Origin of the sequence: Streptomyces sp. WZ-12 (assembly GCF_028898845.1) — a bacterium.
Lineage (GTDB): Bacteria > Actinomycetota > Actinomycetes > Streptomycetales > Streptomycetaceae > Streptomyces.
Genome location: NZ_CP118574.1, coordinates 4,331,112 through 4,349,793, shown reverse-complemented (window position 1 = coordinate 4,349,793; position 18,682 = coordinate 4,331,112). Strand labels below are relative to the sequence as shown.

19 protein-coding genes and 1 pseudogene are annotated in these 18,682 nt (G+C 66.7%); 11 read left to right on the top strand and 9 right to left on the bottom strand.

Annotated elements, in window-relative coordinates:
- Positions 1–84 precede the first annotated feature (84 nt).
- On the top strand, positions 85–927 hold the full coding sequence (locus tag PV796_RS18540) for a PE-PGRS family protein (protein ID WP_274914419.1): 843 nt from the start codon (positions 85–87) through the stop codon (positions 925–927).
- Here the strand turns inward: PV796_RS18540 and PV796_RS18535 are convergent.
- Positions 857–2,554 carry a PE-PGRS family protein gene (locus PV796_RS18535; RefSeq protein WP_274914418.1) on the bottom strand — a complete coding sequence of 566 codons (1,698 nt, stop codon included), beginning with the start codon at positions 2,552–2,554 and terminating at the stop codon, positions 857–859. The genes PV796_RS18540 and PV796_RS18535 overlap by 71 nt on opposite strands.
- A 1,392-nt stretch (positions 2,555–3,946) precedes the next feature.
- On the opposite strand from PV796_RS18535, the gene PV796_RS18525 reads away from it, so the two are divergent.
- Together PV796_RS18525 and PV796_RS18520 are read left to right on the top strand one after the other, a co-directional pair.
- Positions 3,947–5,971 (top strand): hypothetical protein, encoded by a 2,025-nt coding sequence (locus PV796_RS18525; protein WP_274914417.1) that lies wholly within the window; start codon positions 3,947–3,949, stop codon positions 5,969–5,971.
- A 206-nt stretch (positions 5,972–6,177) separates the two neighbouring features.
- A complete protein-coding gene (locus PV796_RS18520) occupies positions 6,178–6,330 on the top strand; it encodes a hypothetical protein (RefSeq protein ID WP_274919406.1) in 153 nt (50 codons plus the stop codon).
- Positions 6,331–6,423: 93 nt separating this feature from the next.
- Here the strand turns inward: PV796_RS18520 and PV796_RS18515 are convergent.
- From PV796_RS18515 to PV796_RS18500, 4 genes and pseudogenes are all read right to left on the bottom strand, one after another.
- A pseudogene (locus PV796_RS18515) lies at positions 6,424–6,534 on the bottom strand (hypothetical protein); the annotation flags it as partial.
- Entirely contained in the window at positions 6,482–7,237 is a 756-nt protein-coding gene (locus PV796_RS18510) for a type I restriction endonuclease (RefSeq protein WP_274914416.1), read from the bottom strand. The pseudogene PV796_RS18515 and the gene PV796_RS18510, both read right to left, overlap by 53 nt.
- Positions 7,238–7,995: 758 nt before the next feature.
- Positions 7,996–8,691 carry an HAD family hydrolase gene (locus PV796_RS18505; protein WP_274914415.1) on the bottom strand — a complete coding sequence of 232 codons (696 nt, stop codon included), beginning with the start codon at positions 8,689–8,691 and terminating at the stop codon, positions 7,996–7,998.
- Positions 8,688–9,530 carry a GntR family transcriptional regulator gene (locus PV796_RS18500; RefSeq protein WP_274914414.1) on the bottom strand — a complete coding sequence of 281 codons (843 nt, stop codon included), beginning with the start codon at positions 9,528–9,530 and terminating at the stop codon, positions 8,688–8,690. The genes PV796_RS18505 and PV796_RS18500 overlap by 4 nt, the downstream gene beginning before the upstream one ends.
- 465 nt (positions 9,531–9,995) lie before the next feature.
- Between PV796_RS18500 and PV796_RS18495 the strand changes: the two genes are divergently transcribed.
- Both PV796_RS18495 and PV796_RS18490 read left to right on the top strand, forming a co-directional pair.
- On the top strand, positions 9,996–10,808 hold the full coding sequence (locus PV796_RS18495) for a DUF4097 family beta strand repeat-containing protein (RefSeq protein WP_274914413.1): 813 nt from the start codon (positions 9,996–9,998) through the stop codon (positions 10,806–10,808).
- Positions 10,809–10,857: 49 nt separating this feature from the next.
- Complete coding sequence (locus PV796_RS18490; RefSeq protein ID WP_274914412.1) at positions 10,858–11,292, top strand: transcriptional regulator; 435 nt, start codon at positions 10,858–10,860, stop codon at positions 11,290–11,292.
- 38 nt (positions 11,293–11,330) lie between these two features.
- Here PV796_RS18490 and PV796_RS18485 read toward each other — a convergent pair whose 3' ends face one another.
- Together PV796_RS18485 and PV796_RS42385 are read right to left on the bottom strand one after the other, a co-directional pair.
- Complete coding sequence (locus PV796_RS18485; protein WP_274914411.1) at positions 11,331–11,582, bottom strand: hypothetical protein; 252 nt, start codon at positions 11,580–11,582, stop codon at positions 11,331–11,333.
- Position 11,583: 1 nt separating this feature from the next.
- Complete coding sequence (locus tag PV796_RS42385; RefSeq protein ID WP_446750604.1) at positions 11,584–12,354, bottom strand: sigma-70 family RNA polymerase sigma factor; 771 nt, start codon at positions 12,352–12,354, stop codon at positions 11,584–11,586.
- 457 nt (positions 12,355–12,811) lie between these two features.
- Between PV796_RS42385 and PV796_RS18470 the strand changes: the two genes are divergently transcribed.
- A complete protein-coding gene (locus tag PV796_RS18470; RefSeq protein WP_274914410.1) occupies positions 12,812–13,012 on the top strand; it encodes a hypothetical protein in 201 nt (66 codons plus the stop codon).
- On the opposite strand, the gene PV796_RS18465 is transcribed toward PV796_RS18470, so the two are convergent.
- Positions 12,999–15,419, bottom strand: a complete 2,421-nt coding sequence (locus tag PV796_RS18465) for a tyrosine-type recombinase/integrase (RefSeq protein ID WP_274914409.1) — start codon at positions 15,417–15,419, stop codon at positions 12,999–13,001. The genes PV796_RS18470 and PV796_RS18465 overlap by 14 nt on opposite strands.
- 13 nt (positions 15,420–15,432) lie before the next feature.
- The gene (locus PV796_RS18460) at positions 15,433–16,647 is read right to left on the bottom strand and encodes a tyrosine-type recombinase/integrase (RefSeq protein ID WP_342456919.1); all 1,215 of its coding nucleotides are present in this window, start codon (positions 16,645–16,647) and stop codon (positions 15,433–15,435) included.
- On the opposite strand from PV796_RS18460, the gene PV796_RS18455 reads away from it, so the two are divergent.
- The 5 genes from PV796_RS18455 (at position 16,642) to PV796_RS18435 (ending at position 18,680) form a co-directional block, all read left to right on the top strand.
- Complete coding sequence (locus tag PV796_RS18455) at positions 16,642–16,770, top strand: hypothetical protein (protein WP_274914408.1); 129 nt, start codon at positions 16,642–16,644, stop codon at positions 16,768–16,770. The two genes, PV796_RS18460 and PV796_RS18455, sit on opposite strands and share 6 nt — an antisense overlap.
- A 98-nt stretch (positions 16,771–16,868) precedes the next feature.
- Positions 16,869–17,159 carry a hypothetical protein gene (locus tag PV796_RS18450; RefSeq protein ID WP_274919108.1) on the top strand — a complete coding sequence of 97 codons (291 nt, stop codon included), beginning with the start codon at positions 16,869–16,871 and terminating at the stop codon, positions 17,157–17,159.
- The gene (locus tag PV796_RS18445; RefSeq protein ID WP_274914407.1) at positions 17,156–18,016 is read left to right on the top strand and encodes a protein spdB; all 861 of its coding nucleotides are present in this window, start codon (positions 17,156–17,158) and stop codon (positions 18,014–18,016) included. Before PV796_RS18450 ends, PV796_RS18445 begins: the two co-directional genes overlap by 4 nt.
- A complete protein-coding gene (locus PV796_RS18440; RefSeq protein ID WP_274919107.1) occupies positions 18,016–18,363 on the top strand; it encodes an RRQRL motif-containing zinc-binding protein in 348 nt (115 codons plus the stop codon). Before PV796_RS18445 ends, PV796_RS18440 begins: the two co-directional genes overlap by 1 nt.
- Positions 18,363–18,680: a hypothetical protein gene (locus PV796_RS18435; RefSeq protein ID WP_055584015.1), complete on the top strand. Its 318-nt coding sequence runs from the start codon at positions 18,363–18,365 to the stop codon at positions 18,678–18,680. The genes PV796_RS18440 and PV796_RS18435 overlap by 1 nt, the downstream gene beginning before the upstream one ends.
- The last annotated feature ends 2 nt before the right edge of the window (positions 18,681–18,682 follow it).

The window sequence follows — 18,682 nt, the reverse complement described above, 5'->3', positions numbered from 1 at the left end:
GTTGCCGCCGGGGCCTTCGACTTCGATGTGCTGGTTTTGGGCAATCGCCGGGAGCGGGATCAACAGACCTGGCTCAATGGACACATGGAGATGGGTGAACACTGGGCCTACCGAGCGAGGCCGAAGGAGCTGGGCGGCGCGGTTCGTCGGGTCGAGGTCGTACGGGTAGGCGGTCGCGGCCGGGCTGATTGGCTCCACGTGCGGTTCCTTGACGGTGACGACGCCGGACTGCAGGAGTGGGTTGACGCGGCTTCCCTCGTGGCGCGCTGGGAGGACGTCGAGGCGTTCCGCGCGGACGACGTGAGTGAGCTCTCCCTGGCCGAGGCGTCGCGGCACGTGCGGGGAAGTGCCGACTTCGAGGCCGCGAGGCTGGTCCTCGGCTTCGTCCGCCCGAAGAGTAAGTTGCGTCTGCGGCGCAGTGTTGGAGACGCCGGGATCCTGGAGATGGGCCGTGTCGACGACAGCGCCCCTCTTGTCGGGATGGACCCCGCGGAGCTGCGACGCGATCCGATGGTCTACGAGAAGCGTGACGGCATGAGTCTGGCCGGGTGGCCGACCACTGAACGTATCGCACGTTTCGTGGCCGGCCGTCTCGCCGACGACATCCTTCCGGAGGTGGACCGCAGGCAGCAGGCCATCGATCAGGAGCGCACGCAGTCCTCCTGGTACTCCTACAGCCGCCGGGACGACCGCAAGCTGGACGCGGAAGCGGCCGTCCTGCGGACCGTTCGGGAGTGGTGTGGCCAGGACAAGGCCGAGCGTTACGACGAGCTGGTCGCCCTGCGGGACGAGGTCGTCCGGCTCGGGAAACTCGTGGAGAAATCGGTGAAGGCCCTACGTGACCGCGGGCACGGTGTCATCGCCTCCACCATTGAGCGCGACCTCGGGGTCCATATCTCCAGCCTTGGTTCAGACGTTCGTCGGTGAAGCCGTGCCACCGCTCGGGCTCCGGCTCGGGTGGTTCGGCTTCCGCCTTGGGTTCTTCCTTCTTCGGGGACTTCTCCTTCTCCGGCCACTGCGGATGCCATCCGTCGAGGAATGGCCGTAGCTGGTCGCCTGAGGGCTCCGCGTGGAGGCTGTGGGCGGTCAGGCCCCTGCCGGCCACGGTCGGGTCGAGCCGGTCGGCCTCGGCCTTCCCCCACGCCGACCACTCGCGCAGTCGCCCGGCTTCGTGGGCGTTGTCCGAGGCGGAGGCGGCCTCATCGAGCGCGGCGCAGAAGGCCCGCATCTCCCCTGCGGCCCGCCACTGCGCCAGGGCGGTGCCGAACCGGTCGACCCGCACGGCGTCCACTGCCTTGATCGTCGCGACGCTAACCGCCGCTTCCCACTCCCGCCGCGTACGCTCCTTCTCCTCTGCCTCCTTCCGGCGGCGCTCCTCCTGCTCCTTGGCCTCTCGCAGGCAGCGTTCCTCCTGCTGCTGCTCCCACTCCTCCCGCTGACGCTGCTGTTCCGCCTCCCGCGCCAGCCGAGCCTGCTCCTCTTCCTCCGCGCGAGCCTTCAGCGCCCGGAAGATCGAGCCGATCTGGTCCTCCAACTGTTTCTTGGCTGTGTCGCCCCAGTCCTTCTTCCATCCGTAGTGGTAGCCGCTGCTGTAGCCCGAGCCCTGGCTCACGACCAGTTCCAGTTCGCCGGATGGTTCGAACCGGTGCGCCGGGGTGACCCGCTGCCAGTCGTACGTTCGTTTACCCGGCTGCTTGGGTACGTACCGGACCTGTTTCTGCCGCTCGCTGAAACTGATCTCGTACGTCCTGCCATGGACCGTGAGCAGTGGCCTCGGCTGCCTGCGCTTCTTCGACACCGTGATCTCGCCATGCCGTGCGAGGGCTTGCTCGGCAAGGAGCCGAAGAAGGGAGATCACCCGTGGGAGTACCTCGTCCGAGATCTCGAAGGCGCTGTGGTCCGCGGTGACCGCCGCGATCACGTCCTCGACGTCGGTGATCACTCGGCTGCGTGCCAGGCGGATCCGGTTCCATTCGGTGTCATCCTCGCCCGTCACCCGGAGCAGGCCGAGGAAGAAGTCTCCCTTCGCCCGCCCGCTGTACTTCAGGTGGTAGCCCTCCGGGGCACACTGCCGCGCTGCGTCGAACGCCCGGCGATAGCGGGCCCGCTCCTCGGGGCTCGGGTCCGGGATCCGAAGGAACGGACCGGCCTTCTGCACCTGAGCGATTAAGGCCGCGCCGACCTCCGCCGGGGACTGACGTGGCGGCTTCGCGGTAAGCGTTGGTGCCAGCTTCGGCTCAGGTGGGGGTGCCGCCCGCCGACGTGGAGGTGCCGCAACCTTCTGCTTCGGCTCGGCGGCTACCGGTCGTTGCTTGCGCGGGGCCGGCTCGGGCCGGTCCGGGTGGTGGCCGTGTTCCAGGTAGAAGCGACCGTCGTCGGTGATCTCCGCCTGCCACTTCCCACCACGCTTGGGCATGGTGATGAGGCCACGGCTCTTGAGGGCACGGGCGGTGACGGCGAGTTCCGGGCTCTCCGAGGTAACAGGATCCGTTCCCTCTCCGATGCGGGTGAGCAAGGCCAGCTGTCGATCGTTGAGCGGCGACCATCGGTACATGGTGACCGTCGTACCGGTCTCGCCGAGCGCCTACAAGCAGAATGGTGATGTTCCCGCATTCTGCTGCTTGAGCGTCTCCACGACCGGGCGGGCAGGTCCTCGCTCCCCGCGCTCGCGACAACACCGCAGGGGCTTGCCCCGCGCCTCCCAGGTCAGCTCGGTCGGCAGAGCACACATCCAAGTGTGCTGAGAAGCTCGATCGCCGCCTTTGCCTTCCCCCTCTCTGCGGTGGCAAGTGGCTACGGTGACCTTGTTCAGTCACGCCAGCGGCCTTCGCGCTGCGTCAACAACCAGCGACGACGCACGCACATCGGCAGGGCCCGATGATGTGGTTCATCGCGTAGCCGAACGCGAGGCCGTGCTCCCGGTCGGCAAATTCGAGTGATCCGCCGCGGCCGGTGTGACCAAAGGAGTTGGGGCCGGTCATGGGGGTTGGTCTCAAACGCTGTTGTCGTTCCAATCTTGAGGGGTACCGCCGAACACGCTCTGGATGGTCGGCTGCGATTCCGAACCGGTGCGCGACACAATCACACGACGGGGCAACGGAGTTGAACTCCACCGGCGCGAGCACGTACAACTGCGGCAACAGGTCTCCTGGATCTCGGTTGGCTTCGTAACCCCGAGCTACCAAGAGGCCCTGTTCCCATACCCGAAGCCAACGTCGATCACCCGATCGAGACTCCCGTTCGACGCACACCCCTCAAGATCGGAACGACAACAGCGTCTGATATTCCCCTTCTTGCTTGAGAAGCCACTCGGCCCTGCCGGACCTCCTGCTTCAACTGGACGGCATGATCTGGAAGTTCCTCTGAGGGTCGCCGCATGATGCGCGCGAACTGGTCATTGTTTTTGTCAGGCACACTGCTCTCCCTCGCCGTCTAATGCAGGGCTGTAACTAGTGGGGCTGGAAATTGCGTCCGTGATTGGTGTCTGGCGGCCCCAGGCCTCCCATCGGGCGTGGCTAGTTGAGGTGCTGTTCGAGGTGGGGCGCAGCGCTCTGGGGCCTCCGCGGCGAATCGTGTGCTGGGGTGCGCCTCTGGTGCAGGCCAACTGGATTGTTCCCGCGGTGAGTTGACTCTTACATGCTACTGTCGTTGCCGCCTGCGACGCGTGGAGCGGAGCATGGTCGCTTCAGGGTCCTCCTGGGGTAGGCAACGTGGAGGCATGCTTTCTCACGCCGCAGACCATGCCGAGTGCCGCGTTGCCGCCGAAGACCACGCTGAGGCTTGCCCCAGAAGAGTCGGAGGGGATGCGCCTGACGGCTTGAGTCGTCCGACCTCCCGGGCACGGACCACACTGGTGTGGCACTCCGGGAGCGGGCGGGACGATCAGTAATTTCACTGTTCGGTCCTCTTTTGGCGTGCCCAACTACGCCCAGGAGGGCGATAGAACATGACTGCGATCTTTGAAGAGACGGCCGCCCCGCACGATCATGTACCTCCGCGACCGGTGGACAAGCTCCCCGAACTAGCTCCGATCGCTGCCCGCCGCAAGGCGGCTGAGAAGCTCATCGACACGTTCGATCTGGCGCCAGATGCGGCCGCGTGCGTCGCCAACGCCGTAGTGGACCCGGCCGAACTCCGTCGGTCGATTGAGACTCCGACAGCTCTGGCCATCACGGGGGGCACCCTCCTCGCTGTTCGGGCGCGCGTGTGGACCCGCCGCACACTGCCCGACATCCGCAACCCCCGCATCGGCGACGCCCGCCGCCATCCCATTGCGATCGAACCGGGGACGGACGAAGAGTCCCGGTTCGCGCCCGTTGACGACCCCACCAGTAACGGCATCACGCCACACCTCGAAGTCGAGATCGAATCAGCCGAGCACATGGCGTGGGCCTCGGCCCTCGCTGCCCGCGCTGTGCTCGACGCGAACGACTGGCGATACTCGATCCGCAACCAGGGCGTGCTGACTGAGGTATGGCTTGTCGCCAACCGTTACAGGCACACCGGTGAAGTAAGCCCTGACCTCTGGGCTATGACCACTGCCGAGGGATCGTCCCGCACTACTGCGGCCCACGACCTCCTTGGAGACGGCAACAGCGTTGACGTCGTCGTGAAGGCCGAGTCCGACACGTTCATGAGGGGCCGCATCAAGGAGCTGAACACAGCGTTCGAGCAGGGGCCAACAGTCAAGCAGTCCGAAGCGCTGCGTTGCGAGACCATGCCAGCGCTTATTCTCGTCGGCTATCGGCCCCTGCCTGGAGGACCCGACCGGTTCTCCTCCGCGGTCAAGTCGCTCGTAGCACTCCGGCATGTCGACGCACCGAAGGAGTGGGGTGAGGGGCCGGAGCTTGAGTCACTTGCGGACGAGGCACTGACCGTGATGGAGGATCGGGGGATCCTCACCCCTCTGCGCCGTAAGTGGTTGGCTGGCGCCATCAGCCGTTCTCAGGCCAAGACGGCCCATCTGCCGACTGACCCGGCTATCCGGGCAGCCGAGATCATCGCCTTGTTCACCAGTAACGACCAGGCTGGCCGTGACGCGATCCGTGACGCTGTCACCCGTCAGTCGACCCGCAAGCGCATTACAAAGAATGTCCGGGTGAAGCTTGCGGTGGCTCTGATTGTGAGGTCCGTGGGCGGCGAAGGAGGCAGCCCTGACCGGGTGCGTCGTTACATGCAGCACGGGTTCGTCTCGGTGCGCGACAACCACTTCAAGCCCACCCACCGCGACGCTGATGCTGTACTAGCCGATGCCCTCAACGAGTTCGACGACGATCCGGCGGGAGCGCCCGGCCAGGCTCGTCTCGAACTTGCTGCCCGAGCTACGTATCCGCTCATCGCCACGTTGTCGTTGTGGGCTGACCGAGGAACCAGTAACAACCCGAACGTCGATGACCGGCGCCGTCCGGGCGAGGTCATCGACACCATGCTCACGTCGCGCCTGGGAATTCATCAATTGCACCGAGCCGTCGTCGACCAAAACGATGGTCGTTCCGCACTTCGGGCTGTGAACGAAGACGGCAGTATCCGCCTCACGGAGGATCGCGCCCAGGATCAAACCCTCAGCGACGTATACCTGCGTTCGACGTTCCCGAAGGCCGGGTCGCCGAGCAGGCCCGCCTCTATGGACACCCCTGACGATGCTCTACGAGATGCTGCTGCTGCTCTCGGAGCCGCTGTGCGTCAGCTCGAAGAGGCCATGACTGCTTTGCGAGGCGTCAAGGCACCAGACGGAACAGACCACGTCGAGACAGTCGGCATCGACCTTAGCCACGTCAACGAATGGAAGGGCACCCTCGACACCGCAGGTGCCGACCTCGATTTCTGGGGTCGCATCTGGGAGCGGCGTAATCGGAGGGGAGGCCGCGTGAAGGCTCAGCGGGACGATAGGTGGGTAACCGAGTATCTCGACAATCCCGATGAGGCGGTCGAGGCGTGGGAGGACGCGGACGCTGCCGAGGTCGCTTCGTGACCCCAGGAAAGCTTGCGTCTCTCGCGGCGTATGCCGGTGATTGGCTTCACAGCGACGGGCCTTTCGGGCCAATCCCGTTCGGCCCAACGTCTGCTTCCACAGCAGGTAATGCTGTCTACGTTGTCTGTAGTTGGTCGGACCGAATTCTCTATGTCGGCTCCACCACCGTCGGCATCGCCACGCGGTTTGTCCAGCATGCCAGGGACGTGAGCAAGACGCTGGACTGGACTACCGCTTACGTCATTCCGCTCAAGGACGACACGCCGCTTCAGGATGTCCGTCGGATCGAGGGCCGTGTTGGTCTGGCTGTAGGGCCGGAGCGCAACAAGGCACTGCCTCGCATCACCGTAGCTCGCTGAGATCGTTGCTTCTCCCCGGTGCACCACCGGGGAGAAGAACTTCGCGTGCGGCAACGCTGCACGCATCTGCCCGGCCAGGGATTCCTCTTTGGAGGACTGAGTGCGGTGTGCCCCGTCGGCCAGCACGATGATGTTGCCCCGGGGCGACAGGTTATTGCCGGCATCGGCGAACTTGTGGACGGTCGTGGAGATGACGCCGCGCACGTCGTCGGCCAGCAGGGAGGCAACTCCTTGCTGGTGGGCAGGCTTGCGGAAGTAGGCGTCCCCAGGGCGGAGGTGACACCCCGGAGGTCTGCCGCACGAGATCTGTTCGGTCTGAGAGCAGGATGATGGTGGGCGACTCGGGGCGAGTGTCAGCCAGTAGCAGCGAGGCGGCGAACACCATCAGCAGCGTCTTCCCGCTGCCTTGGTGGTGCCAGATGAGCCCCTTCCGGCCGTTAATCTCGCGGGCGGCGTCGGCCCAACCGGACTTCGCGGTAAGGGACTTCGCCTCGACCCTCACCAGGGGCAGACTGTTGACCCAGTACACGAGGTCGAACCTGCGGGAGGTCTTGCCGGGGACGGTTATGGTCACCTCGACCGACACGACCAGCGTGTTGGCGGTCGGCTGCTCAAAGTCGATGACCTTCAAAGCGTGCCACACGCCGTCGGTGTCCCTGAACTCCTTATGCTCGCGCGGCAGGTTCATTACCTGCGCGTTGGCTCGTACCAGGCCGCCTTTGACGGCGTTGACCGTGCCGACGATCTCCTCGACCATCGCGTCCGCGTCGAATCCATCGATCACGCCTGGGGTGAGCCGGACGGTGGGGTCCCGCAGCTGACCGACGACCATCGTCTGCGTCGTCTCACGCGACAGCGACCTGCCCGCTGTGAAGTCCCAGCCCATCGGGAGGAGCCACTGGATCATCAGGTACTGGAACTCGCGTTCCCTGATGCCCTTCGCCGCGGCTCAGACCTCCAGTTTGGCGGACTTGATGTTGTGGGAAGTGCCACCGACAGGAGCTGGTCGGGTTTGAGAGGCTTACGGCGCTGCACGGTCCCGACGACCCTGCTCTGCATTTCAGCCCACAGCTGAGGTGTCCGACAGGCTCCACTGCCATCAGTTGGGGGTGTCCTTGCTCGTGTCCGGGGGGCGGTGTAGAAGCCGTGGAGTGTGATCGATCTCTCTGCTGGCCGGTTCAAGGAGTCGACTTGGGGCTGGTGCGGCCCGCACGTTGCGCGGAGCCTCATGTTGGCCGCTCAGGAGGATCTTGGTCTCGATGAGGTCGATGATCACGACCCTGGTGATCTGATCGTTGGCAGAGAGCAGTCGAAGCCTGACCGTGAAAGTCCACGGCTGTCCGCTCCGTGCAACTGAGACCAAAACTGAGACCACGAACGTCGAAGGGCCCCACCGCGAACGGTGGGGCCCTTCGACATCGTGCCCGGTGAGAGCACTGGCGGAGGATACGAGATTCGAACTCGTGAGGGGTTGCCCCCAACACGCTTTCCAACTGTCCGCACGGTCGTTCGGGGGCGTCCGTGGGGGTTCGGGCGGCAGGTCCGACGGGGCGGGCGTACGGCGGTGAACGGTGGCGTCCGTCAGTGCACTGGACAAGGACCAGGACAACGAACGGCGCTGAACGGGCCCGGGGCAGTCGAGGCAGAGAGCCAAAGAGTCCCGGGCTATCCGGCCCTGTTCATAACCGCCCGTGCGAGGTCTCCCATAGAAGTAACCACCGCCACGGCTCCAGCCTCGGCCAGTGCCGCGTCTTTGCCGGGCTTGTTCGCGTACCCGATCGCCTCCATGCCGGCAGCGTGGGCTGCCTCGACGTCGCGCACCGCATCACCAATGAAGATGCAGTCGCCCGGTTTCGCCTCGGCCGCCGCCATGGCTGCGGAGAGGAGCCGGGGAGACGGTTTCATGGACTTCGGCTCACCGTTTACCCTGCCGAACTGGCCGGCAACAAGCCGGTCAAGCCCGTGGGCGCTCAGGTAGCGCTCAATGGCGACGGTGGCGTTGTTGCTGACCATCCAGACCGAGCGCCCGCTCGCTGCACACGCCTCAAGGAAGTCCGAGCCCCCCGGTGTAGGCCGCGCCCTGTCGACGGCTTCCACCTCCAACTGAGCCAAGGTCTCGTCAGCGGCGGAGACCAGGTCTTCCCGCTCGTCAGCGATCCGACGAAGCATCGCCAGGGGGTCGGACTCCTCATGCCCTGGGGGCGGCCCATCGGGCCCCGACAACAGCTCGACCAGACGCCGTGCGACATCAGCCGCCGGGAAGCCCGCGAAAACCGAGCACACGGGACCGTCGAAGTCGAGGAGCACGTGCCGTGCGGGAGCGAGGACGGAGGCCAGTTCCTCCGGGGTCGCGCCGCTCATGCTTCACGCTCGAACGCGATGGTGTTCCAGATGCTCTCGAACCACCTTGTGGCCTGCTGGACGTACTGCGATCCCATGGACTCGCCGTCGGGGCCTGCCGCGTGGTGGAACAGCGAGGCGTCCTTGCCGGTGACGTCGTAGAAGGTGCGCGACTCGCCCGCCACCTCCATCGTGCGGTCACGCAGCGGATAGAAGCCGAAGAACACGTCGCGGCGGTTGAGGATGTAGAGCTTGAACAGGGACGTGGCTCGGTAGACCTTCACGTTCACCGATGCCTTCTCGACCAGCCCGAGCTCAGCCAGCACCTCGACCGAGTGCCGGATGCCGGCCGCGTTCGTCAGCGCGATGTCCCGGGCCCTATCGCGCAGCGCAGGATCATCTGCAAGCCCGTCGACCAGTGTCGGCACGGCCATCGGCGCCGTGGTGTCCGGCAGAAGAAGCCGGACCTCAATCGACTCGGGCCGGAGCCGACCAGCCCGGATCTTGTCGAGAGGTTCCTGCATAGCGCTGTGCAGCGTCTCGCTGCTGAATCCGGCGAAGTCGACCGTGACGTGAGGGTCAGCGAACGCCATTTCCAGGTGCGGCCGGAGGCCGACCGGCCGTTCTGTGCGCTCGCGCACGAAGGAGCCGGACCCCTTGCGGGTCACGATCAGCCCTTCGTCCCTGAGCATGTCGAGTGCTCGGGTCACCGTTCCACGGGCCACTTCGAATCGCTTGGCCAACTCGGGTCCTGAAGGCAACTGCTTCCCGGGCTCGAACTTCTTCGTGAGGATTTCCGCGCGAAGCACGCTGCTGACCTGCAAGTACGGCGGGCGGTCGTCGTTCGGGTCGAGGCTCATACCCCCATGCTACCCACCTGCCCAACCTGAGCGGCCTTGCCAACCATCTTGACCTGCTTAAGCAGGTTGCCTATGTTGGACACGTCGCCACCAAGGAAACGCGGAGGCGGCCCGGAGGCCCTTCTTTGGGCTGCACGGATGCGTGACCTGCACAGCAATGGGCTCCGCTTCGGCGGGGTCATGAGGCCCCGCTTTGGCGGGGGCGAGGGACCCCGGGCCCTTTGCATCCGGGAGGGCTTAGACCGAAAGGTCACGTCTCCATATGCCTGAAACGGGAGCTCGCTCCCGAAGGAGACACCGCATCACCGCCCCGATGGTCGTAGGCAGGGTTCGACTCCCTGCCGGGGTGATCGGGCGACCGCTTCTTGCGGTGTCGGCCCTCATTCCCAGTGCGGCGGCACTCCCGGACAAGGACAGCCCGCCGTGCCTGGTCTCTCTATCCCGACGCAGTCAGGAGTTCTTTCGATGACCGAGCGCACGATCCCTGTGGACGCCATCGGCCCGATCGCCCTGGACCTGGCGATGAACGCGGGCAGCATCCGCGTCGCCGTCGATCCGACGCTGATGCAGGCGCGAGTGGTGCTGAAGACCAACGCCACCTCGGGTCCGTCGGCCGATGCGATCCGCGACACCGCAGTGAGCCTGAACGGGCAGAACCTCAGGGTCCGTGTCCCGGACGCGGCCGGTGGCGTGAGCGGCAGCACCACCATCCGCATGGGTGGCAGCACTATGACGTTCTCCGGCGGCAGCGGCGTGCAGATCGTGGGCGGCAACGTCTACGTCTCCGGCAACGGCGGCGGCAAGGTCTTCATCAACGGCCGCGAGGTCACCGCCACCGGCCCGGCCGGCGACGCGGTCACCCCGATCACCGCCGAAGTCCACCTGCCTGCCAAGTCGGTGGCGCTGATCAGCACGCACACCGCCGACACCGTCATCACGGGCACGCTGGCGCGGCTTGAGTACGACGGCACCTCCGGCTCTCTGATCGCTGACCGCGTCGGCGACTTGGACGTCACGGCTACCAGCGGCAGCGTCATCGTCAACGAGGTCACCGGCCCGCTGGACGCCAACCTGACCTCCGGCAACCTCGGCATCGGCGCCTACAGCGGCCATGCCGCCCGGCTGAACCTCACCTCCGGCAACGTCCGCATGGCCGCGACGGAGCAGGCCACCGGCCGCCTCACGGTCAACGCCACCTCGGGCTGCGCGCGCATCACGGGCGCCTCGCACCTGAACGTCCGCCGCCGGGTCACCAGCGGCTACGTCCAGATCAGCTAGCACCCGCCCCGCGCCGTCCACCCCTTCACTCGGACAGGAGTCCGCCACCGTGCACGCTGCCACGTTCGCCGCTGTCTTCATCGCCCTGTACGTCGCCCACAGCGTGGGTGACCACTGGGTGCAGACCTCGCACCAGTCCGCACACAAGGGCCGTCCCGGTTGGGTCGGCCGCCTCGCGGACGCCCGGCACGTCGCCACCCTGACACTCACCAAGCTCGCCGTCCTCATCCCGGCCGCCGCGCTGCTGGGGTTGCACCTGTCGGTTCTCGGCATCGTCGCCGGGCTCATCGTCGACGCCGTCACGCACTGGTGGGCCGACCGGCGCACCACGCTCGCGTGGCTGGCCAAGGTGACCGGCAAGGGCGAGTTCTACCGGCTCGGTGCCCCGCGCGCCGGCCACGACGACAACCCGCACATCGGCACCGGCGCGTACGCGCTTGACCTTCTCTGCACCAACTCGGTTGCCGGACGCGTCGTGCGCTAGCGTGATGATGCACTCGCGCACGACCACGAATTAGCTGGTCAGAACTGGCAAGATCGATCCGAAACGGCGTTGGCCAGCGTGCTGCTCTCCTTTGATCCTTCCTCGATGCCTGACGCCGATGCATCTACGGCTGGCGGGGTGGTGGAGCTCACCCTCGCGACCTCGTCGGTGACCTCTACGAGCTTCCTGTTGAGATCGATCGATGCGGTGAGAGCATCCTGGAACTCGGCTAGACCTTCCCGCACGAATCGATCCATCTCGGGCGTGTACTCAGGCTCGGACGCAGTCATGTCACAACATCCCGTTTTTCTTGATCAGTTGGGCCAGATTAGAGCGAGCTCGACGCAGGTTCTGCCGTACGTTCACAGCTGGTACCCCCATCACCTCTGCAGTTTCGGCCGGGCTGCATCCGTCGAACTCGAATGCCATCACAGCCTGCTGCATTGGCGGCAACTGGCGCAGCAGCTGAATGATCTGAGACTGGCCGACAACATCATTGGTAGCGTCCTTCGCAGGATCCTCCGGTAGGCAGAAGACCAGCTCGTCTTTGCGGGTTTTGTGCAGCATGCGCTTCCACTTGCGATAGGCCACCGTGCGCAGCCAGGCGGTCCGCTCGCTCACCGAGTCCCACACGCCTGCGAGTTCGACGAAGGCGGATTGGACGGAGTCCTCCGCGTCCGGCTGTCGGGCACCACCTCTGATGAGGAAACCCACCAACCGAACGAACCACTCGCGGAACAACATCTCAAAGTCTTCATCGAAGTCGGGCCCCGGGCGCTCACCGACAGAACGCTCGTACTCCAGCCGTGCGTGCCTAAGCAGGTTGGCCCACGACGTCACCGTGCGTCGTCTATGGAGCAAGTTTCGGCGCTCCCGCTCCGTCATCCCACCCCACACGCCGGACGTGACGCGGTTGTCGAGAGCGTCGGCAAGGCATTCCATGCGCACGGAACAGCCGGTGCAGACTGCTTTGTCAGGAGTCAGCTCCAGTTCGCCGATGTACAGCTCGCCAGGGTTCGAGGTCTTGCAGGCGGCCTGGCGCGGCCAGTCATTCACCCACATGCTCAGCCCTCTTTTCCCTTCCCTGGTAGCTGGGGCCAACCTCGATAGTCGTCGTACCTTCTGGCTTCTCGATGATCCGGCTGCCCGCAGGCAGGGTCCGCACCACATCACGCCGCACGGTGCCCCGGAGCCGTTCCACCTGGACGCGGCCACGCACTCGTACCCATGTACGCAACAGATGCATCACATACCCCGCAACCGTAACGATCGCGGCGATCTCCAACTCTGACAACGCCTGCTCCGATCTCCAACAGAAGGACCAATCGGAGGTAGTGGCTTTAGGCACCGCGCCGCGTGACCTCATGTACCAAGATTTTTTGCAGGCTGACGGTCTGGCAGACCGAGTCATCCCATGGCCGACGTTGTTCAGCCGGGGCGATCTCGTCGGGGTGGGCGGTCTCCCAGGCCAGCACGGCCAGCCGAAGCCGGTCCAGCGCTCCATCTTTCCTGGGCCGGGTTGGCTGCCGGGTTCGCCTTCTCGGCAGGGACCCACGCGTTCTTGGAACGCCGCTGGCCGGTGCGCTGGATCCTGGAGCACACCGGCGCGACGAAGTTCGCCGCGCTCCGCGCGGCTGGACTCAATGGAATGTATTTGGCAGATCAGGCCCTGCACTCCGGAGCACTGCTCGTCTCCGCGCTGCTGATCACCCGTCTGTGACCTGGGGCCCTTGATGAGGAACAGCGGGAAGCCCGAGCGAGACAGGACCCTTGCGCTGGAAGCGTCGCGCCTGCTCGCGTTTGCTCCGCAGGAAGGTGAGGGTGAGGTCGAGTCCTTCGATCTCACCCTGCCAGCCCTCGGCGGTCGCCCGCTCGCGTCGGGTGAGGAGATCCTGCTCCAGTTCATCGAGCCGCGGGATCATCTTCGGGTTGATCGAGAGCATCGGGCAGCGGATGCAGGCGTGCTCGTGAGCGCAGGGTGTCCCGTAGGGCCGGCCGCAGGAGCCGAGTTCGACTCGCCGCTTGTCGAAGTGCTCCTCGAACTCCGTCCATTCCTCGGGGCTGGGCCGACGGTATTCCTCCTCGGGCCGTTCGGCCCGGCGCCGGGCGAGGAACTGGTGGTAGTTGCTGATCACGTCCTCGTCGAAGACCGCGACGTAGCCACGGGTGGTCCGGATATCGAGATGCCCGAGCAAGGCCGCGCCGATATGGATCGGCAGGCCGTTGTTGACCAATTCGGTGGCGAAGAGCCTGCGGAAGTCGTGGGGCGCGAACCGTACGTCCTTGAACTGCGGGTGGGTGAGGGCGAGTTCGTCGCAGGCTCTTCCGATCACGCGCCAGAGGGTGGTGCTGGACATGCCTCGCTGTGTGCCTCCGTGGAAGCTCTGGAACAGGTAGGGCAGTGGGTCGCTCCAGGTCTTTTCGTGCGGGTCATAGCGGACGCAGACCGGGACGGTTCCGTGCTCATTGCGGTGGCGGCGGATGACCTGGGCGATGACGTGGAAGAGCTCGGCGGGCATGGGGATGATCCGTTCGCGGTCGCTCTTGGACGGGGTGACGACGAGCAGAGCCACGACTTCACCGTTGGGCCGTTGGTATTGCCGGACGCTGAGATGCGTCAGCTCGGTCAGTTCTTCGGCCCGCAGGCCCGCCAGTCGCAAAGTCTCGACGACGGCCCACTGCCAGAAGGCAAGGCCCTCGTCCCGGGAGAGATGGACCAGTTCACCCGAGACACGGTTGACCGCGCGGACCGGCGGGCGGTTGTGCCGTTGGTCCTTGGTAGAGACCCGAAGCCAAGTGGCACCCTCGGCGGTGAATTCCTCACCGAGCTCGACCATCAGGGCCGCGTCCAGAAGGGTCCGCAGGCGGTGCCACTTGTCGTTGACGTGCTTCGACAGGATCGGCAGGAGAGGCTGGCGATCGCGGGTGCGGTTGGCCATACGCTCTTGCAGTCTGCGTCTGCGGACCTGGAACCATCGCAGGTCGGCGTCGCGGATCGGGCAGGGAGCGACCCACTTCGCCCAGCGCTCCGGCTCGGCGGCAGCCCAGCTTTGCAGGTCGAGGTAGAGCGCGCGGACGGCCATCATCGGCCCGTCGACGTCAAGCCGTGGCTTGCCGTCGGGCAGCACCATCAGCCATTCCTTCCACTGCGTGAACGTCTCCTCCGACAGCTTCAAGTCCTTCTGGCCAGGGTTGATCTTCTCGATCTGCTTCCAGAAGACCCGGACCAGCAGATTCGTCAGCTGCCGCAGGGTCGAGTAGTCCAAGCCCGCGGAGCGGCGGCGGATGTACTCGACCAGCAGGTCCCTCATCGCGCCGTTGTGGAGTTGGTGGCGGTCCACGGCCTCTTCGACGGGGACCTGGCCGCGGGTGACGGCACCGCGCAGGCTGCGGGGTGCCGACGCGGGGAAGTGGCCCATCTCGTGCAGGATCGGCCAGGCCAGAGTGCCGGCGAAGCTGGTCTTTTCTCCGGCCAGCTCGTGCTTGCGGGACTCGACGGCGTAGTGCAGCAGGGCCTCTGGGGTCAGGTCCTTCAGATCGATGCCGAAGACGGTCAACGCGCAGCAGACATCGAACTTGGTCCGGGTCCGGCGGGCCTGGCTGAGCGGCAACTGGTCGGCGCGTCGGCAGAACGCCTCCAGCAAAGGGTCTTGGGCGACCCCACGGAACCAGGGCGAGTAGTTGGAGAAGCGGTTGGAGCGGAAGCCCAGCAGGGTGGGACGCACCAGCCGCAGGGCGAAGGACTGCCCAGCCGCGCAGTTCAGCTTCCTGCGCAGTGGGGCGTCGTCGCCCGCGGCGTCCCCGACCGGCCGCCCCTCGTCATGCCCGGAGGCTTCCCACCGCTCCTGCCACGTCTCTCCCGGGAACGTGGCGAGGTAGCTGAGGAAGGCCCGCATGGAACCCCGTTGAACCCACTTCAGGGCCTCGGACTCCGAGAAGTGGTCAGCCGCGACGTCGACGATCTCCTCTATCGGCGCCGTGTCGAAGTCGCCCAGCGAGCGTGGCGGCCTGGACGGTGGCGGAGGCGGGGCCGGCAGGATCGCGGTCGGTGTGAACTTGCCGTCCGGGACAGGCCCCTCGGCCTGATGGCGGCGGACCCGATTGGTCGTCGGGCCCTTCAGCCGCATGCTGTTCCCGACCTTACTGCCCGGCACCGAACGCCGCCTCGATGTCGTCCGCCGCGTACTGGGTCGGCCACGAAACCGGCTGAACCGGCCGGGCGTAGTAGGCCCCGAGCTTGTCCAGCAGGTCGTCCAGGCCGACCGCCGTGTAGAGCTCGGTGGTGCTGATATGTGCGTGGCGCAAGATCGTCTGTACTTCGTGCAGCTTCAGCTCCGGATCGCGGGCCATCCGCTTCGCGGCCGTGTGTCGCAGGTCGTGCAGGGTCCAGTTCGCCCCGAGTACCTCGCAGGCCCGCTGGAAGATGCGGCGGGCCGCCCAGTAGGTGAGCGGGCGGGGCTCGCCACGGCGGGTCCGCCAGACCGGTGTCCCCTCCGGCGGCAGTCCGTCCTCTTCCAGGTAAGCGGCCAGGTAGGCCAAGCCCTCTGGGGAGGTCGGGACCGGCTGCCGGGCCCGGGTGCCCTTGGAGATTACCCAGAGCTGGCCCTTGGTCCAGTCGATGTCACCGAGGCCGACCCCCAACAGCTCGGACGCCCGGGACGCGGAGGCGAGGTAGTTCGACAACAGGGCCTTGTCCCGAACGCACTTCATCTGCGTGAACAGCTCGTCCCACTGGTCATCCGGGATGGACCGCGGATGCCGGACAGGCACCTTCGGACGCAGCCGGGCCCGTCGGTGCTGCTGGCGGACCTCCAACGGCGACCGGTGGGCAAGCGCGGCTCGTCGAGCCGCGCTCTCCGGGACCGGGTTGACCAACGGACCACGGCCGAACGGCTGGTGAAAGGCGTAGAAGCCGTGGACCACCGTCAGGTTATGGGCGATCGTCGACGGCGCGTATCCGGCCCGCAGGGTGGGCTTGCCCGTCTTCGGGTTCACGGATCCGGCCGGGTGGCTGCCGGGGCGTCGCCGTTGACGTTGAGGGTTGCGGGCGTGCCTCAGCCAACCAACCAGGGCGGCGGTCTCGGCTTCGGTGACCTGTTCCCACCCCACATCCAGGGCCCAAAGCACGCGGTGCCAGCGCAGCAGGTCATAGCCGTAGCTCCGACAGGTCGCCGTACTGGCGTCGCCGAGCATCCGGTCCCGCAGGTAGGCGCTGACCGGCTCGATCTCACGGTCGGCGGCGTCCACCACCAGCCACGGCAGCGACGGCGTCGTACCTACGATCACGGCGCCGACCTGCGGCAGCCGTACCCGCCCGTCAATCAGATCGCGATGAAGCGAAGGAGTCTCGTGCATCCCAGCATGCTCACCAAACACCGCCCCCGGGGCGACCAGATCAACCAGATAGTGCAGTTAACAGACCAGTCCTTCCACCACCTGTGGCTGCTGGTCGCCGCGCTGGTCATCGCCACCGTCTGACCTCTGATTCTTCGTGGGGCGGTCGCACTCCCGGACAAGGACAGCAGACCGCCCCGCGCCATCCCGACGTACCTGACAAGGAGAGATCCACCATGCGCATGCGCACTTTCGTCGCCGGTCAAGAAGCCGCAGACGAGAACGAGTTCGTGGAACTGGCCCTCGGCATCGACGTCGACCTGTTCCGTGGCCCGCTGGAGCAGGAGACGGCCGAGGAGCGGCGCGCTCGCCGGGACGTGGCTCGCGAGGTGCTGCGGGACCTGCGGGAGTCGGCGGACGCCGGTGACGAGGTCGCCGGGTGGGACGCCCTGTACGCCGACGCGCTGACCCGCACGGTGCCGTTCATCCGGGCCGCCCGCGACCAGCGAGCGGGAACGGGGGCAGCAGCGTGAAAGGCAAGACGGTCCTGCCCGCCGTGGCGATGACGGCGGTGTCGATGGTGCTCACCTTGGCCGTGGTGGTGATGTGGCTGGGCACGGCCGTGCCGTGGATGGTCGCGCTGGTCGTTGGTCTCGGCATCGACGGCGGTTGGCTGGCCACCCTCGCCTACGAGCGGCGGCTTGCCGCGCAGGGCGACCACTCCACGCCCGTCACGGTCGTCGGCTGGGCGTTCGGCGCGGTGGCGACTGGCGTCCTGGTCGCCCACGCGCTCACCAGCTCGTCGTCCGCTGCGTGGCTGGCGGTCTCCTGGCTCCCCCTTGCTGCCAAGGCCCTGTGGCTCGTCCATGGGCTGTGGGAGCGCACGGCCCTGACTCCGAGGGCGCTGGAGTCGATCCGGGGGATCCAGCAGGAGGCCCGGGATGAGGCGGCCGTGGCACGGGCTCGACTCCGGGCCGATGCGGCTACGGAGGAGACTCGGTTGACGGCCGTGACGGGTGCCGGGGCACGCGTCGCACGCGTCCAGGCCGCGACCGCCGTGACGCTTTCCAAGGCGTGGTCGACGCTGGAGACGGCGCGGGCGGGCGAGGAGACCGGCAAGGCGCTGACCAGCGTGACGACCCCCGTCACGCCGGGCGTCACACCGCGTTGGGAGCTTCCCGTGTGGGGCCCTAGCGAGCCGGTGCGGGTGCCCGCCCTGGAGGCAGTCGCCACCGACTCGGATGACGCGCTCGACGTGCTGGTGGAGGAGATTCGCACCAGCCGGACCCCGCCCCTGTCCTATCGCGAGATGTCCGCGCGGTTCCGGGCGGCCGGGCACTCCGCTTCCGAGGTTCGCTTGCGTGCCGCGTGGAAGCGCGTGGCCGCCTGATGGGCGCGCTGCCGGTGTTCCGGTGGCGCCTTGCTCCGGACGGCTACGCCACGCGCCGCCAACTGCGCGCCCGTGGCCTGCGGCCCGGTGGGCAGCCGGTGGTGGCGCAGCTCGAACGGCCGCGACGCCGCCGGCCCCCGCTGGTCGCCTACCTCTACCGGGTCGACTTGGCCAAGCCGGTCCGCCCGATGACGCCCGCCCGGTGGGCGGCGCTGGCCAAGGCCAATCGCGCCCGCCGCATCTGCCCGCAGTGCCGCGCTGAAGCGGGCTACGTGATCCCTCCCTCGCTGGGCGCCTGCGTGCCCTGCGCCTTCCCTGATCCCTCCCGCGCTGTGAGGAGTGCCTGATGGGCAAGCCCGACACCCGTCGCCTGGACAAGGCGATACAGCAGATCACCCGCAAGCTCGAAGCCGTCCGCAACCGCGAGTTGTGGCCGCTGGAGGGGCGTGAGCGCCGTGCCGTGCTGGGCGCCCTTGCCTCCGGCTCCTACAGCACGCACCGGGGCAACGGCTCCGGCCGCGCTGAACGCAAGCTGGACACCGCTTGGACGAGTGCCGAGACCCGGCTCGTCAGCGAACTCGCCGCCTTGAACACCGAGCGGCAGCGCGTGGTCAACGAGGCCGCCGCTGACCGCGCGGCGAAGAAGTCCTCGGGGTGGTGGTGAGC

What these genes read in the sequence shown, in the direction of transcription:
- PV796_RS18525 (WP_274914417.1), top strand. Translation starts at nt 3,947, where the DNA reads ATGACTGCGATCTTTGAAGAGACGGCCGCCCCGCACGATCATGTACCT.
- PV796_RS18460 (WP_342456919.1), bottom strand. Translation starts at nt 16,647, where the DNA reads ATGCACGAGACTCCTTCGCTTCATCGCGATCTGATTGACGGGCGGGTA.
- PV796_RS18465 (WP_274914409.1), bottom strand. Translation starts at nt 15,419, where the DNA reads ATGCGGCTGAAGGGCCCGACGACCAATCGGGTCCGCCGCCATCAGGCC.
- PV796_RS18450 (WP_274919108.1), top strand. Translation starts at nt 16,869, where the DNA reads ATGCGCACTTTCGTCGCCGGTCAAGAAGCCGCAGACGAGAACGAGTTC.
- PV796_RS18485 (WP_274914411.1), bottom strand. Translation starts at nt 11,582, where the DNA reads ATGACTGCGTCCGAGCCTGAGTACACGCCCGAGATGGATCGATTCGTG.
- PV796_RS18500 (WP_274914414.1), bottom strand. Translation starts at nt 9,530, where the DNA reads ATGAGCCTCGACCCGAACGACGACCGCCCGCCGTACTTGCAGGTCAGC.
- PV796_RS18535 (WP_274914418.1), bottom strand. Translation starts at nt 2,554, where the DNA reads ATGTACCGATGGTCGCCGCTCAACGATCGACAGCTGGCCTTGCTCACC.
- PV796_RS18495 (WP_274914413.1), top strand. Translation starts at nt 9,996, where the DNA reads ATGACCGAGCGCACGATCCCTGTGGACGCCATCGGCCCGATCGCCCTG.
- PV796_RS18435 (WP_055584015.1), top strand. Translation starts at nt 18,363, where the DNA reads ATGGGCAAGCCCGACACCCGTCGCCTGGACAAGGCGATACAGCAGATC.
- PV796_RS42385 (WP_446750604.1), bottom strand. Translation starts at nt 12,354, where the DNA reads ATGTGGGTGAATGACTGGCCGCGCCAGGCCGCCTGCAAGACCTCGAAC.
- PV796_RS18505 (WP_274914415.1), bottom strand. Translation starts at nt 8,691, where the DNA reads ATGAGCGGCGCGACCCCGGAGGAACTGGCCTCCGTCCTCGCTCCCGCA.
- PV796_RS18440 (WP_274919107.1), top strand. Translation starts at nt 18,016, where the DNA reads ATGGGCGCGCTGCCGGTGTTCCGGTGGCGCCTTGCTCCGGACGGCTAC.
- PV796_RS18540 (WP_274914419.1), top strand. Translation starts at nt 85, where the DNA reads ATGGAGATGGGTGAACACTGGGCCTACCGAGCGAGGCCGAAGGAGCTG.
- PV796_RS18510 (WP_274914416.1), bottom strand. Translation starts at nt 7,237, where the DNA reads ATGATCCAGTGGCTCCTCCCGATGGGCTGGGACTTCACAGCGGGCAGG.